12 protein-coding genes are annotated in these 15,047 nt (G+C 56.7%); 2 read left to right on the top strand and 10 right to left on the bottom strand.

Features of this window, described 5'->3' with window-relative positions:
- Positions 1 to 140 precede the first annotated feature (140 nt).
- The 7 genes from ACR0D8_RS08875 to ACR0D8_RS08845 all read right to left on the bottom strand — a co-directional run bounded on the left by ACR0D8_RS08875 (position 141) and on the right by ACR0D8_RS08845 (position 7,645).
- Positions 141 to 485, bottom strand: a complete 345-nt coding sequence (locus tag ACR0D8_RS08875) for a RidA family protein (protein WP_480645796.1) — start codon at positions 483 to 485, stop codon at positions 141 to 143.
- Between the two features lie 47 nt (positions 486 to 532).
- Positions 533 to 1,549, bottom strand: coding sequence for a D-cysteine desulfhydrase family protein (locus ACR0D8_RS08870; RefSeq protein WP_480645795.1), 1,017 nt, complete (start codon positions 1,547 to 1,549; stop codon positions 533 to 535).
- A gap of 16 nt (positions 1,550 to 1,565) precedes the next feature.
- A complete protein-coding gene (locus ACR0D8_RS08865) occupies positions 1,566 to 2,294 on the bottom strand; it encodes a TSUP family transporter (protein WP_480645794.1) in 729 nt (242 codons plus the stop codon).
- A 37-nt stretch (positions 2,295 to 2,331) separates the two neighbouring features.
- Positions 2,332 to 3,072 carry an aspartate/glutamate racemase family protein gene (locus ACR0D8_RS08860; protein ID WP_480645793.1) on the bottom strand — a complete coding sequence of 247 codons (741 nt, stop codon included), beginning with the start codon at positions 3,070 to 3,072 and terminating at the stop codon, positions 2,332 to 2,334.
- A gap of 28 nt (positions 3,073 to 3,100) precedes the next feature.
- Positions 3,101 to 4,339, bottom strand: a complete 1,239-nt coding sequence (locus ACR0D8_RS08855) for an NAD(P)/FAD-dependent oxidoreductase (protein ID WP_480645792.1) — start codon at positions 4,337 to 4,339, stop codon at positions 3,101 to 3,103.
- A gap of 4 nt (positions 4,340 to 4,343) precedes the next feature.
- Complete coding sequence (locus ACR0D8_RS08850; protein WP_480645791.1) at positions 4,344 to 6,557, bottom strand: TRAP transporter permease; 2,214 nt, start codon at positions 6,555 to 6,557, stop codon at positions 4,344 to 4,346.
- Positions 6,558 to 6,637: 80 nt separating this feature from the next.
- A complete protein-coding gene (locus tag ACR0D8_RS08845; RefSeq protein ID WP_475164424.1) occupies positions 6,638 to 7,645 on the bottom strand; it encodes a TAXI family TRAP transporter solute-binding subunit in 1,008 nt (335 codons plus the stop codon).
- 128 nt (positions 7,646 to 7,773) lie between these two features.
- On the opposite strand from ACR0D8_RS08845, the gene ACR0D8_RS08840 reads away from it, so the two are divergent.
- Positions 7,774 to 8,742, top strand: coding sequence for a LysR family transcriptional regulator (locus tag ACR0D8_RS08840; RefSeq protein ID WP_480645790.1), 969 nt, complete (start codon positions 7,774 to 7,776; stop codon positions 8,740 to 8,742).
- Between the two features lie 339 nt (positions 8,743 to 9,081).
- Here the strand turns inward: ACR0D8_RS08840 and ACR0D8_RS08835 are convergent, their stop codons facing one another.
- Both ACR0D8_RS08835 and ACR0D8_RS08830 read right to left on the bottom strand, forming a co-directional pair.
- Complete coding sequence (locus ACR0D8_RS08835) at positions 9,082 to 11,109, bottom strand: oxidoreductase (protein WP_480645789.1); 2,028 nt, start codon at positions 11,107 to 11,109, stop codon at positions 9,082 to 9,084.
- 264 nt (positions 11,110 to 11,373) lie between these two features.
- Complete coding sequence (locus ACR0D8_RS08830) at positions 11,374 to 12,321, bottom strand: DMT family transporter (RefSeq protein WP_480645788.1); 948 nt, start codon at positions 12,319 to 12,321, stop codon at positions 11,374 to 11,376.
- Positions 12,322 to 12,655: 334 nt separating this feature from the next.
- Here ACR0D8_RS08830 and ACR0D8_RS08825 point away from each other — a divergent pair, with 334 nt between their 5' ends.
- On the top strand, positions 12,656 to 13,912 hold the full coding sequence (locus ACR0D8_RS08825; RefSeq protein WP_480645787.1) for an adenylate/guanylate cyclase domain-containing protein: 1,257 nt from the start codon (positions 12,656 to 12,658) through the stop codon (positions 13,910 to 13,912).
- Between the two features lie 271 nt (positions 13,913 to 14,183).
- On the opposite strand, the gene ACR0D8_RS08820 is transcribed toward ACR0D8_RS08825, so the two are convergent.
- Complete coding sequence (locus tag ACR0D8_RS08820; RefSeq protein ID WP_480645786.1) at positions 14,184 to 15,035, bottom strand: LysR family transcriptional regulator; 852 nt, start codon at positions 15,033 to 15,035, stop codon at positions 14,184 to 14,186.
- Positions 15,036 to 15,047 lie beyond the last annotated feature (12 nt).

Genomic DNA, 15,047 nt, shown 5'->3' with positions numbered 1-15,047 from the left:
TGCGCTTAGGTTGCCACTGAAGATCGCGACTTATGAGCAGGCAGCAATTTTTCGCAATTAACGGCGCACCAACTGAGCACGTATGCCTGCAATACCTAGTAGACCGTTTCGCCGATCTTGCGAAAACTCCCGGTAGCAATTCAGTCACAGGCTGCCGTCACAATCATTTCAACCTTCAACACACTACGGGCAAGTTTGGACTCTCCACAGGCGCGGGCTGGAGCGTGGCCTTCTGGTACCCAGGCGTCCCAAACGGCATTCATTTCAGCAAAATCTGCCATGTCAGCAAGCCATATTTCGCATTTCAGAATACGGGTCTTGTCGCTGCCGGCTTTTGTCAAAAGGTCTTCAACCTTGGCTAAGATGTCGCGTGTTTGTTTAGCTACGGTAGATGCGTCCGATGTCTGGCCGCAAAGATAGGCAACGCCGTTGTGTTTGACGATCCGGCTCATGCGTTGGCCTGTTTCGATCCGGGTAATGGTCATGTTTCGAGATAATCCTGTTAGTGAATTTTATGGTGGTTTGGGTGGAATTAGGATTGGTTATCTACCAACTCGTTTTGGTACCCAAAGAGAGCAGGCAACCCACCTGTGTGCACCATGACTACTTTCTGCCCGGGTTGGATTTCTCCTGCACTTACCAAATGCAACAGTCCAGCGAAAGTTTTCGCAGAATAGACGGGATCAAGAAATATTCCTTCGGTACGAGCCATCTTTTCCAATGCAGTCCGTGTCCCTTCACTGAGTTTCCCGTAGCCGGGAGGCAGCATGTCATCCATAATGTTAACCCTGTCATGCAAAGGCGCTGGGTCGATATCCAACAAATCCGCCAGTTTCTGCAGAACGGCGTTCATTCGGACCATTTGCTTATCGCTATCCCGGCGTACGCAGACGCCAAACACAGAAGCGGCGTTGTTTTCCAAGGCAACTCCCGTCAACAAGCCTCCATGTGTGGCTCCACTACCTGAGGGTACGACAACCGCATCGATATCAGGCATCTGCTGACACAATTCTTGTCCGGCGACGACATAGCCCAAAGCACCCAAAGGCGGATGGTTTAATCCCAGATGAATGACATAAGGTTTGCGCCCTTGCGCCTTCAGTTCGTCCGCACGCGCGTGCAACGCAGCGTCCGCACCGGCTTCGTCCTCGCCCTCGGGGTAGGTCATGTGTTCGGCACCCAGAATTTGTGCCAACAACACATTCCCAGAGCTGTAGTAGGCCTCGCCCATATCCGACACACGCTCTTCCAGTTGCAGAACAGATTGCATGCCCAGTTTTGCTGCGGCGGCTGCAGCGGACCGAACAAAGTTTGACTGAACTGCGCCGGTGATCAGAATGGTATCGGCACCTTTCTGCAGGGCATCACCGAAATAGAACTCAAGCTGCCGCGTTTTGTTTCCGCCAAACCCAAGCCCTGTTAGGTCATCGCGTTTCAGCCAGAGGTCGATGCCCAATTCCGAAGACAACCTGTCCAGCCGCTCCAATGGGGTTGGGCCTGACATGAGTTGGGCACGAGGAAATCCGTCCAATTTGTTGTCTTGCGTCATCGTCTGCCCTTCGAGTTTACGCGATCGCAAACGCGCGATGAAAGAGAACGCCGCAGGCTATCAGAGAAACCACGCGGATCGCCGTTGTGACCAAAGTCTGAGGCAAATGGGGGCCCACTGCACGACCAAAAAGGCTGCCGATCAGTGTGAGCGCCACGAAGCCCCATAGCTGCGGGCCATAGGCAAAGGTTTGCGTCTCGGACAGGCTGTGCAATAGGAATGCGATGCCGTACGCCACCAGCGCAATGGGTTGTACCAACTTGGCAACCTCTTTGGCTGGGCGGCCTTTCGCAATCAACCCGAAAACCATTAGCGGGCCGGGCGTCGCGGCCCAAACAGTCGCCAGCCCGGACAAGCCGGAAACGGTCGAAAACCCTGCTGCTCCAATTGAGCGACGCGGGGGCAGCAAGGTCGTCACAAGCCCGATCAGCAACAGGCTGGCTGTTAGGGCAAGGACAAACGCCTCGCTCAGCCAGGGGTACACGACAAGGCCAGCGACCACTCCGACGAGGCATCCGATGATTGCCGTGCGAATGGTCTGTCGGTCGGCCTTCAGCACCTGCCGGTCTGTCGCGACCGCTGAAACGATGGTATTCAACAGCAGCAGAATTGGAACAGCCGTTGATGTACCAAGCAGGATCATCATCGGCGGTCCGGCAAGGATGCTAAACCCGATGCCGACGCCGACTTGCAGCATTGCGCCAAGGCCGATGGCAACCAACAGGATGGTTAGGTCAACGGACACTTAAATCCCCCAAGTACCACGCTATACTTCAGTTCCTTTAGGTCCAGGGCATAATGCCAACATAGGATTTGCGCGTCGCAACGGTATGCGCCATCTGCGCCAGTGTCGTCAAATCGAAGACGGGAAGCTGCAACTCGTCCTGAAGGCGCGCCGCATAAGGCGGCAAATCGGTACATTCCAACACCAGGGACCGTATGTCCGGCGTTTGGTGTTTTAGTCGCCGCGCCGCCTCAAGGACTTCAACCTCAATTAGATCGGTGTCCATGCGGGTTCGCGTATTCCGTAAGATCACTTCAGCGAATTCGCTGGTGCCCTCCAACCCTTGTACTGCGACGGGAATACCACCTGCTCCGACACCTTCGAAATGCTTCGGCGTCAGAGCAGATGCATCTGCGGTCAACACGCCCACCGGGGCATTCGCCCCGGTCATGTGAAAGGCCAGAGGCACCTGTATCAAGCTGGATGCAAAGACGGGTACGGACACTGCCGCAGCCAGTTCCTTTTGAAATAAAGCCAGAAATCCGCAGCTACCCGTGATGGCCCGAACGCCCTCGGCCTCGAGCCGTTGTGCACCCTTGATAAAGGGGGCCAGCAACTCGGGCGTTGGGTTGTTCAGCAGGGTCGGGACGGTGATTCCGTCGATCATTTCGTAGAGAACGGGAAAAGGAAGGCTGGACGGATTCTTGATGTGCCCGGGCGGTTTGGGGAAATAGCTTTCAAGGCACAAAACCCCGATCGAAGCCCCACAGATGTTTTGGCCGCCTTCGTAAATTGGCATGGTGCTCAGGTCCTTTCGAATAGGGGATTTAGAAACGGGCCAGCGAGAACGGGTCCAGGTTGATATTCGGGCTGCGTCCGGACACCAGATCCGCCACAAGCTCTCCGGTCTTTGGCGCCATCATCAGCCCGTAGTGAGAATGGCCGAACGCGGCAAAAAGCCCGTCCTTTCCGTTCAGTGGCCCAATCGCTGGCAGGCTATCGGGAAAAGAGGGGCGCCGACCCATCCAGAACTGTGCCTCGCCAGTATTGAGGTCCGGCACCAAGGATTTTGCCTGATCGGTCAGTATCTTTTCTTTTCGCGGATCGGCTGGGGCATCGACACTGCCAAACTCGGCCGTACCGGCGACCCTCAGACCGCCCTGCATCGAACTTGCGACGACCTTTGCGTCCACATCCATGACCGAGTTATTCAGCACAGCCGAAGGGGCCGGAAATTCAACGTGGTAACCCCGTTCGGCCACCAACGGCACAGGTATGCCAAGGGGTTTAAGCAGGTCGGCGGACCACACTCCGGCCGCAAGGACAATATTGGGTGCGTGCAGCGTGTCACGTGACGTGGCAAGCTGCCAAATTCCGCCTTCGGTGTGGCTCAGCCTGGTGACTTCGGTCCGCACAAACTCGGCCCCTTGCGCACGGGCTTTTTCGGCCAATACAGCGCCCAAACGCCCGGGAGAAGTAGCGCGGGCCTGACCTTTGATCACAATCGCAGCCTTGAGGTCTTTTGACAGCGCCGGTTCCAGGCGCCGCAATTCAGCGCCGTCGACACGCTCCAACTCACCGCCTTTTTCCCGGCGGATCAGATAGCCGAGATCATCCAGTTTGGCCTGTTCAGGGTTGCGAAATGCGTGGATGTAGTAACTGTCCGCGATTAGCGCTTCGTGACCCGTGCCCTGCAGGTGCCGACGGTACAGATCAATGGACGGGCGGCATAAAAGCTCCATCGCATCTGAGATTTCGCGAACCGTCTTTTCGCCAGACTTACCCAGAAAGCGCAGCCCCCACGGGATCATCTTCGGCCAGAAGGATGCCCGGACTGAAAGCGCGCTTTTCGGGTCCAACAGCATCTGGGGCAGCTTTTTCCAAATGCCCGGAACGGCCTGCGGAATGATCGACCAGGGTGACACAACCCCGGCATTGCCGAAAGAGGTTTCCTGTCCAGGGTCGCTCCGGTCGATGAGACGGACCGGGATGCCTCGGTCTTGCAGCGACAGGGCGCAACAAATGCCGACGATCCCTGCGCCGATGATGGTCACTTGTTCTGTCATCGCATCAGGCCGCGGAATGGCTGCGATTGCGCGCGATCAGTTGGCTGACAATGACAGGCGAGGCGACAGCAAGCGCTATCAGGTCAGCCGTCAGGCTCGGCGCAACAAAGATCACCCCTGCGATAGCCATCAGGATACGCGACGCAATGTTCAGCGGTTTTAGCCAGTATCCGACCACAGCTGCGGACAGGGCGATGACCCCGGCGATACAACTGGTGGCGGTGTAGGTGAATTCCCACAGGTTGAATCCGGTTGAGGACACGAACAATAGGACCGGCGCATAAACGAAGGCCATTGGCGCGATCACCTTGCCCAACCCAAGGGTAAAGGCAGAGAGACCAGTTCGGAACGGGTTGGAGTTTGCAATGGCCGCCGCCGCATAGGCCGAGGTGCAGACGGGCGGCGTGATCTCGGACACCACACCGTAGTAGAGTACGAACAAGTGGCTTGCGATCGGCGGGACACCCAGCTGCGCCAGCGCGGGCTGTGCGACCGAGACCAGCATAATGTAAAGCGCTGTGGTCGGGATGCCTGCGCCCATCAGGATGCAAACGATGGCAATGAAGACCAGCGAGATGAACAGTTGCAGGTCTTCCATCGCAAACAGCTGCCAGCTGCCGAACGAGATCATATTGTACAGGTCTGAGGCCAGATTGCCTGCACCTTGAGTGACCATGAACCCGATACGGAAGCCAATGCCGGTTGTGTTGATAACACCGACAACGATGCCGACGGCGGCAGCGGCGGCACCCACGGCCAGCGAGTATTTCACTCCCAACTCAACCGCTTGCAGCATCTCGGGTACTTCGATGCGTTTCTGCGGGTTCAGCGTGGCGATTACCGATAAAGCACACAGGATCGCCGTCATCGTCAGATCGAACCCGCCATCCGAGAATTTCCACAGCACGAAGGCCAGGAATGCCGCGGCATAGATCAGCGTGGGCGGCTGTTTGATGCGCGACATGCCTGCGATCACTGCCAGAGAAATACCGCAGAAGGCGGACATGAACGGCGTGTAGCCGGTAAACAGCACAACCAGCAGACCGATCAGAGGCACGATGTTGGCCCAACCTTCGGCCCAGACGGCCTTGAGTTGCGGCAGTTGCTCTTTAGCCAAGCCTTGCAGGTTCAGCTTGCGTGCCATCAGGTGCACCACTGCGAAAACTCCGACGTAGTGAAGGATCGCGGGGAAGATCGCAGCGATGACGATGGTGGTGTAGGGCACCTCAAGGAACTCGGCCATGATGAAGGCCGCTGCCCCCATGATCGGCGGTGTGATCTGACCACCGGCCGAGGATGCGGCTTCGACGCCGCCTGCAAAATGGCCGGGGTACCCAAGGCGCTTCATGTTGGGAATTGTCAGCGCGCCGGTCGAAACGGTGTTGGCCACCGAAGAGCCCGAGATCGTGCCGAAGAACGCCGAGGATACCACCGACACTTTTGCCGGCCCGCCGGTATAGCGGCCCGCCAAAATGGTTGCGTTGTCGATGAAGAGTTGCCCCAACCCCGTGCGCTGCGCGATCACACCGAACAGGACGAAATGGAACACGATGGTCGAGACGACCCAGAGGGTGACGCCGTAGATGCCTTCCTGCGGGAAATACATTGACGACACGAAGGTTTTGAAGTTCACGCCCGGATGCTGCAGCAAGCCGGGGAAATACGGCCCCAGCAAAGCGTAAGAGATAAACACGCAGATGATCAGCGGCAGAACCCAGCCCAGCGTGCGGCGTGCGATGTCCAGAACCAGCAGGATGATGATTACGCCCAAAACCACGTCATAGGTGTTCGGGTTGCCCATTCGGAACGTCTGTTCCTCGACACCCAGAAACGGAATGCCGCGCCATGCGACCCCAACATACAAGGCTGCGATGATTCCCAGCGCCATAAAGACCAAGTCGTACAGAGGGATGTTGCCGATGCGGAACCGGCTGACCTTGAGCGCATAGAGGTTTTTGGAGCCGAAAATCGGAATTGTCGCATAGACCAGAATGAACAGCAGCGACAGATAGATACCCATGTGCCAATGGTCGGCGGGCAGGCCAAAACCGGCTGTGAAGAATTCGTAGAACGCAAGAATCAGGGCGACAATGCGCAGCACCTTGCCCGCGGCGGGCGTGACCTGCCGGACGGCGGCACCTTCGTCGAATTGTTCTTCGATGGCGGCCAGTTCCTCTGCCGTCAATTCGTGGTCATCAAGTTTCTGGGTCTCGGACATGATGGCCCCCCGATTTCGCATAATTCCAGAGTGCGGTGCCCCGCACAGGGGCACCGACGACAGGTGTCAGTAAGGTACGGTTACTGAAGCAGACCGGCTTCTTTATAGAATTTCTCGGCTCCCGGATGCAGCGGCACACCCAGCGCCTCGACACCATCCAACGCCGTATCGGGCGTGATCTGCTTGCCCTTGGCGTGGCCATTGTCCAGCAGCTTGCGGGTATTGTCGTTCCACAGTGCCTTGGTCAGGCCATAGACTAATTCGTCGGACAATTCCGAAGACACAACCAGCATAGCGCTGACCGCCGGGGTCTTGGTTTCACCGTCGATGCCTTCATAAACCCCGCCTGGAATGGTCGAGGGGATATAGGCCGGGATGATCTCATTGATCTTGGCCATGTCTTCGTCGGTGAAAGAATGCAGGTTCATGCCTTTGGTCGAGGACAGCTGTACCATCGCGGCAACCGGCCAGCCTGCAGCATAGAAATAGGCGTCAAGCTGACCGTCGGCCAGACGCTCGGCGCTCTGGCTGTTGTTCAGCTCGGCCTCGTCCATGTTGTCGCGGTTGACGCCCCAGGCGTCCAGCATCTGCAACACGGCGACCTGCGTGCCGGAACCGGCTTGCGCGATACCGACGCGCTTGCCTTCCAGATCGCTCAGGTCGTTGATCGTCTGACCGGCTGGCAGCACCAGATGCAGGTCTTCGGGGAACAGGTTTGCGACGATGCGCAGGTTGGGGTGGGGTTTGCCTTCGAACTTACCCTCACCCAGATACATCGAGCGGGTCACGTCGGCGGCGGCAAGACCGGCCTCAAGCTCGCCATTCTGGACGGCGGCGTTGTTGAAGACCGACGCGGTGGTGGATTGCGCGATGGCGATCAGGCCCGGCACGCCGCACTGGCCGCCTTCTTCGCAGGGGCGCGAGCCAGGAGGGGCGGAGATTCCATTTGCGATGGTGCCGCCGATGGGGAAGTAAGTTCCGCCTGCGCCGCCTGTGCCGATGCGGAAAAAAGTTGGATCCTGTGCCAGCGCCGGGGCGGCAAGCGCACTTGCCAGGGCCAGTCCCGTCAAACATTTCACAAATTTCATCATCATCTCCCTTGTTGGATCGTCGGATTCGGTTTGGCCGAATTTCGATCCCGCAAGCGTAGTGGCAATTATCATAAATACAAATTTGTTATATTTCACAAAACTAAGATTTAGTTTATATATTTACCATGAACCTGATGCAGTTGACCGTTTTTCGTGAGGTGATGGAGACCGGCTCTATCTCTCAAACCGCCAAGAAACTGAACCGCACTCAGCCTGCGATCAGTCTGGCCTTGAAGAACCTTGAAAAGACACTTGGCCTGACACTGTTCGAGCGTAAGGGACGGCGATTGGTCCCTGTTCCCGAAGCGCGTTACCTTTTGGCCGAAACCACGGGTATTCTGGACCGCCTAGCGACGATTTCGAGGACAATGGAAGGGTTGATAAAAGGGCATTCCGGCAGCCTGAATATCGCTACAATGCCGGGCCCATCCGCATTCTTGTTCCCGCGTTTCATCAGCCAATCAGTCGGCGAGAACCCCGAGATACGTATCACATTGTCTACACGCAGTTCGCCTCAGATTATGGAGCTTGCGGGTACACAGAATATTGACTTCGGCTTCGCAGACTTCGAGCATTCAACCAGGAAGGAGCCTCAGTATTCAACAGAACTGATCCAGGCAGATTGTTTTTGCGCCGTTGATCGTGACAGCCCGCTTGCTTCGCGCAGGACTGTATCCATTTCTGATCTCGACGGGGCCCCTATGGGGGGATTGCATGCCACGCATCCGTTCCAGCGCAAAATTCGACAAGAGTTTCAAGATGTTTCAGCTAACTACAACCCAACAGTGACCTGTCAGTACTTTCTACCCTTGATACCATTTGTGAGCTCAGGTCAGTGTTATTCGATCGTGGATCCGTTGACCGTAGCGACTGAACGAGAACTAAACCTGTCCAACGGAAAAGTCGCGTTCGTGCCCTTCAAAATACCGCACAGATATGAATATGCGCTCCTTGAGCCCGTTCACCGGCCACCGTCTCAATTGGCGTTAAAGATCAAGGCGGGCTGGAAAGCGGAAGTGTTAAAGATGTTGTCAGCGGTGAAAGCCAACCCTCATGCAATTGAGATAGATGAAGCAGGAAGCGAGCAAAGCTGAATAACAGTGTTTTACAAACAGAAAACCGATGGGAGGGAATGTCCATTTGGATCGACTTGCGACAAGTAGGCGAATGTCAGCTATGGGACCAGGAACTCCAGTTTCTTGGATCGGACCGAAGGTTGGCTTTGTCCGCGGACTGTGGGTTCGGCTTGGCCCCGGTTTTGCGCCCGCAGCGAAGGTCTGATCTGATGGGCCGCACCGCAGCGGAGTTAGGGCACGGCCAATGTCCGGAAAGGGCCGCTCGACACTTGTGAGAGTGGGTGATTCCCTGTCGTTCGCTGTGCCAGAACTGATCGTCCGCTCCCGTCTTTAATCGGCAGTTGCGCATGGTTTCTTTCAGACAGGAGCACATACCCGCAAGGCATCGAGAATTGCGGCGTGTATGTTTCGGCTTGTAACTGCGTCGCCTATGCGGGCCAAATAGAATTGGCCGCTCCGATTGGTGTCAACAAATGTAAACGTCCCGCCAATGAGCGCTTTGTGTTCAACCTGCCCAAGGTTGCGCGAGATTGGTTTGAGGTCGTGATAGAGTTCGGCCATCGGGGACAGACCATGTTCAATGACCACATAATCGACAAGACGTTCAGTTACGTTTCCCGTCAACGCATGACGGAGGCTGGCGCGAACCCGACGGCCTTCGCGGGCGAGAGATGCGAGCTCCTGTAGGCAGGTGAATGCGACTCCGTTGGTGGCCAGATCGCGCAATGCGACAGCAGAGTTCGTTGGGCCAAGGTCATGCAGAAGGGACCGGTCTGGCGTAACAAGGTCGACACTGCAACCGGTGCCTGCCAGCGTGTCAGCCGTGACAGCTGCAGGGTGGTCGCCGACTTCGTCAAACAACAGCACCTTGCCCGAGACACGCGCCTCACCGGACAGCACTTCCCAACTGGAGATCGCCAGGTCACCTCCGGGGATGGCTACTGTTTCGGGCCAGCCACCTGTCGCAATTATCACGACATCAGGAGCTTCGGACAGAACGTCATTGGCTTCGGCATAGGTGTTCAAGCGGATATCGACCCCAAGCGCCGTAACTTCGGAAAGCAACCAATCAGCAACGCCCCAGACTTGCCGGCGCGTCATCCCCTTGGCGGCCAAGACCAACTGCCCGCCCAGGCGATCCGAGGCCTCGAACAGCACGACGTCGTGGCCGCGTGAGGCGCAGACCCGCGCGGCCTCCAGACCGCCGGGTCCGCCACCGACGATAACCACTTTTTTGCGAGTGTCGCTGGGGGTGATGATATGAGGCAAGGTCTGCTCCCGCCCCGTCGCAGCATTGTGTCCGCAAACGGCAGGTTTGCCCTGATTGACCCGGTCCACGCAGTAGCCCAAGCCAACACAGGGGCGGATGCGCTTTTCTTCCCCGCGTGCGAGTTTTTGCACCAAATAGGGATCGGCCATGTGTGCGCGAGTCATGCCCACCAGGTCAACATGGCCGCCAGAGATCGCGTGGCGGGCTGTAGCAATATCCGCAATCCCTCCGGCGTGCAGGATCGGCAGATCGACGGCATCTCGGATGCGCCCGGCCACAGTGATATGCGGGGCCGCGGGCAGGCCCATGGGGCGTACCCATTCGGCCAGGCCAAGATCATCATAGGGCGCGCCGGCAAGGATGTTGAGCAGGTCGACATGTCCGGAATTTTCCAGCATCCGGGCAGCGGCAATGCAATCTTCGGCGCTCAGTCCCCCCTCGGTCAGTTCATCGCCGGTAATGCGCACCGACAGAATGAACTCGGTGCCGACTTCAGCGCGCACCGCGTCAAGCACCTGCAGGGTCAGGCGCATGCGGTTTTCCAGCGTTCCGCCATAGTCATCGTCACGTTTGTTCGTCAGCGGGGACAGGAATTGCCCCAGAAGATGTGAGTGGGAAAGGAGCTCAATCCCGTCGAAACCGCCCTGCTGACAGCGACGCGCAGCAGCTGCGAAATCGCCAATCACGCGGCCGATGTCCTCTTGTTCCATAGCTTTGGGAAAGGCGCGGTGAGCGCGTTCGCGGATACCAGATGGGGCCAGAACCGGCAGCCAATGCCCATCATCCCAGGCTGTGCGGCGTCCCATATGGGTGATTTGGCACATGATGGCGGCACCATGTTCGTGAACACCATCCGTCAGTTTCCGGAACCATGGGACAATACTGTCATCACCGGCATAAAGCTGGCCAAACACCGATGGGCTGTCAGGGGAGATATTGGTCGACCCGCCGACCATTGTCAGGGCGACCCCGCCCTTTGCCTTTTCCTCGTGATACAACCTGTAACGGTCCCGCGGATGGCCATTTTCGACAAAATTCGGTGCATGGGATGTGCTTACAATACGGTTGCGCAATGTCAGGTGTTTCAATTGAAACGGATCGAGTAGGTTCGCCACTTTCGTGTCCCTTCGGCCAAATCGGCTGTTCAAAAAACGCCCAGATCGGGCCCGCTCGTCAGATTCAATACCTGATGCGGTTCGTTGTCGAAGGTATGTTACTTGGGAAGCTAAGCGTAAGAATTCACTGCTTCCGACATGGCTGTTGAAAAAGACGACCCAACCACGAAACCCACATGTGGAACATTCATGAGCAGCGACGGGAACCTGACAGGTGCCGCTCGATCCACCAAGGCCTGCAGCAGGTCGCGAGCGCGTGCAATCTTAGATTGGAGGTGCTGCGCGTTCTGTAACCAACTGTCTGGCCACAACCCTTTCGCGGTGTATCATGTACAGCCCCGCACTGATGATGATGGCGATACCAAGCAAGCTAAGCGTGTTCGGAAAGTCGCTAAAGACAAGATAACCGAACAGGGTCGCTACCGGCAGTTCGAAATACTGCAGAGGGGCCAATGTGGCGGACGGGGCAAAAGAAAGTGCATAGGTCATCATGATGTGGCTCACTGTCGCAAAAAAACCAGCTCCGAAAAGCCACAGCAACGCGATGTCTGCCGGCCAAACGGGATCGAAAAGCTCCGAGCCTGAACCTTGCGCAACAATTAAGGTTGGAATGCAAAACAGACTGGCAATCAGGCCAGTGTGGAATTGAAGCGCCACGGGGTGCATCCGACGCGATAATCCCCGGGTCACAAGAATGTAGAAAGCAAACGCAACTGCAGTACCAAGCGGAATTATTGCAACCGCGCCGAAGGCTGCGAAACTGGGCTGGATGACGAGTAATACCCCAACAAACCCCACAAGAGCTGCCCCGACGCGACGAGGGCCGACATCTTCACCAAGGTAAAACTTGCCGACCAACAGGACAATGAACGGTGCCACAAACACGATTGCCAGCGCATCGGCAAGCGGCATCACACGGATTGCCGAAATGAAGCAAAACGTCGCGAACAGCAAAAGCAATGAGCGGAATACGAGTACCAACAAATCACCTCGCGCCACACGCAACGACAGCCCCATTGTCCAGACAAACGGCGCCATCAACGCGCACTGCACGACAAAGCGAGCAGCAGTTATCTGACCAACTGGCACACTGGCCGATGCGAGTTTCGCAGCTACATCCAGCAACGGAGCAGTCAGGCAAAATCCAAGCATCAGTGCAACGCCTGCAAGGATGCGATCCGTAGATTGAGATATGGAATCAGCGGAAGTCATCCCATTATGTAGAAATGTCGCGGAGTGGGTGTCTGTTCTTAATGCGACGCCAGGAAAAAGTCCCGATACTCCCGAGTACGGGCTGAGTTGAAACTTGCACCCGCAGCGAACGGTGGCAATAATCGGTTGATCCGGACGTTTAGTTCGCGTGCGCATTGCGTATACTTGTCTCAATCGGGATGTCCCCGACGACATGACCAAGTGGAAGGTTTGCCAGCAAGGCTCATCCTTGGCGACGTAAGATGCGCGCCACGTCGCCGGCATTAATTCATGCTGTTGCGCACGTTTCACACCGCCTGCAAGCTTGACGTTCGTCTCATTCCGACACCCAATTATGATCGAAGGTATTGGAGGGGTCCGTATGAAATGGCGCCGAGTTCTTCCAACGATCCGCCTTGGCACCGAACGCTATCCAGAGAAGATCGCGCGGCGGCTCCGCGTGGTGAACGCGACCGCATTTGCGCTGGTGGCGATCTCCTTGGGATTTGTCGTCGCCCATATGATCAACCCCAACCCCGGCCTGTGGCCGCCGTCGCTCGTCCATCTCGGCGCCGCGCTCGGTTTTAGCGCCGTCCCGTTGATGCATCGGTGGGGGCCGTCGCTGGGAGCGTCCCTGCTTATCGCGGTCGGGTTGGCCGACATTTCCGGACTATGTTTGATCTTTGGAACAGGATCAGGTTTGCACTTCTGGGCCCTGCTGGTTCCGGCGCTTCTCATTCCGTTCTACGGAGAGATACGCCTCCCAGTTGCAGTCGCACTGGTCGTTTTGGCCGCGACGGTCACGATCGTTCTGGAGGCCGTGACGCCGGTGAACACAGGGCTGCGGCCACCGCACCAGGTTTTCGTTGCGAATTTCATTCCCTCTGTCGTTCTGAGCTTTGCGATCCTGTTTTCGATCGTACTATATGCGATGCGTCAGATCGCGCACGCCGAGGCGGCGGCTGAGCATGAATTCGAGCGTTCCGAGGCATTGATCGCGAACATCCTGCCTGTCAGTGTGGCTGCACGTCTCAAGGAGAGTGGCGGCGAAGTAGTTGCAGACCGATACGATCAAGCCTCTGTCCTTTTTGCCGACATGGGAGGGTTCACCGCACTGGCAAGCGACACGGAGCCGGAGGATCTCGTTCGATTTCTCAACGACGTCTTCAGCGATCTTGACACGCTCGTCGAGAAGCATGGTCTCGAGAAGATCAAAACCACCGGCGATGCTTACATGGTTGTGAGTGGCGTGCCCGAGCCGCGGCCAGACCAAGTTGAGGCACTCTCAGATCTCGCACTTGAGATGCGCGACGCGCTCGCTGACCTTGTTGATCCGAAAGGACGTGCGGTGCCGATTCGCATCGGTATCGCCAGCGGTCCGGTCGTCGCCGGAGTCGTAGGCAGGCAAAAGTTCTTCTACGACGTTTGGGGCGACGCAGTTAACATGGCGGCGCGCATGGAGCAAACCGGCGAGCCTGGTCAAATCCAGGTGACTTCGGACGTTCATGAACGCCTCAAGAACCAATTCATCTTCGTCGAACGCGGTTTTATTGAAGTTCGAGGCAAAGGCATGACACGCACCTGGTTGCTGAAAAGGAGGAAGAGTGGATGAACGGACAGGAAGAGCGAACTACTCCAGCATAGGTCTTTGTCTAAAAGACCAAACTGTCATTGTGTCCGTTCCTGGCACGAGGTCAGGTTAGCCCCAAGGGCAACAATAACAGGGCTGGACCGGACCTTCGGGACATTGTGCTAATACACCGATGTCGCGACTTTCGAAGGCAGCCGACCGCCCAACGCCGAAATAACGGCGTCATGGTCGCGAAACACTGATGTGAGGAACACAGGGTTACAATCCTAGTGCTTGCGACTGATTCCGGAAATTAACCTCGTCTAGTCAGAACATTGGCTAATCGTTCTACCAAAGCCCGTTGGACGATAGCAAATCTCGGAGTTTGCGAGATTTCTTCAAGTGTTGCGACCCAGAGCGGAACGTCGATTTTGGGGTCTACGTTGTGTGACCTTTTAAGCCGGGAATCCGCGTCGCCAAAAAACGTGGGCAAAAACGTTTTGCCAACTCCCGCAGCGGCCATTTGCTGTAGGACCAAAAAACTGTCCGCCCCGTTTGTCATTTCGTCAGCACTCACATTCTCTGCCAGCCATTTGGCAGGAAGTGAACGGCTCAACGCTCCGTCAAGCCTCATCCACTTGCGATTGGGTAAACCATCATCAAAGACGCCGAAGGACAGCGTTCCTGCGCGCTGCCCGATTAACCCTTCTCCGAGCTTAATCGATGGGCGCACAGCAATGTCTGCTGTCAATCGGAATAGATCATGGTGGCTGTTTCCGCTTAGTAAAGTCAGTTTCAGGCCTGGGTACAGGAGTGAGATCTCGCTTAGGATGCGAGGGAGAACGATCTGGCAAAGACTATCGGTGGACGTAATGCGTACGTGACCCATTGGGGAACGATTTGACCCGACAACCGCCCGCTCCACCGACAGTACCGCGTCCTCAACGCTTTCCATGGCCGTAACAATCGAGCTGGCTTCTGGGAGAACGGAATATCCTGACGGGCTTTTTTGAAAAACCCGGCAGCCATAGCGCCCTTCGAATGCGGCCACCCTGCGCAGGACTGTTGCGTGCGTGACGCCCATGGCCGTCGCCGCAGCGTTCAATGAGCCGAATTTGCTTACGGCTAGCGCGTACCGGATGTCATCCCAGTTTTCGTTGTTCATAAATTAACAAGT

It is taken from the genome of Ruegeria sp. BG10 (genome assembly GCF_056538575.1).
The sequence above is the reverse complement of the archived record's forward strand: the minus strand, read 5'-3'. Positions and strand labels throughout refer to the sequence as shown.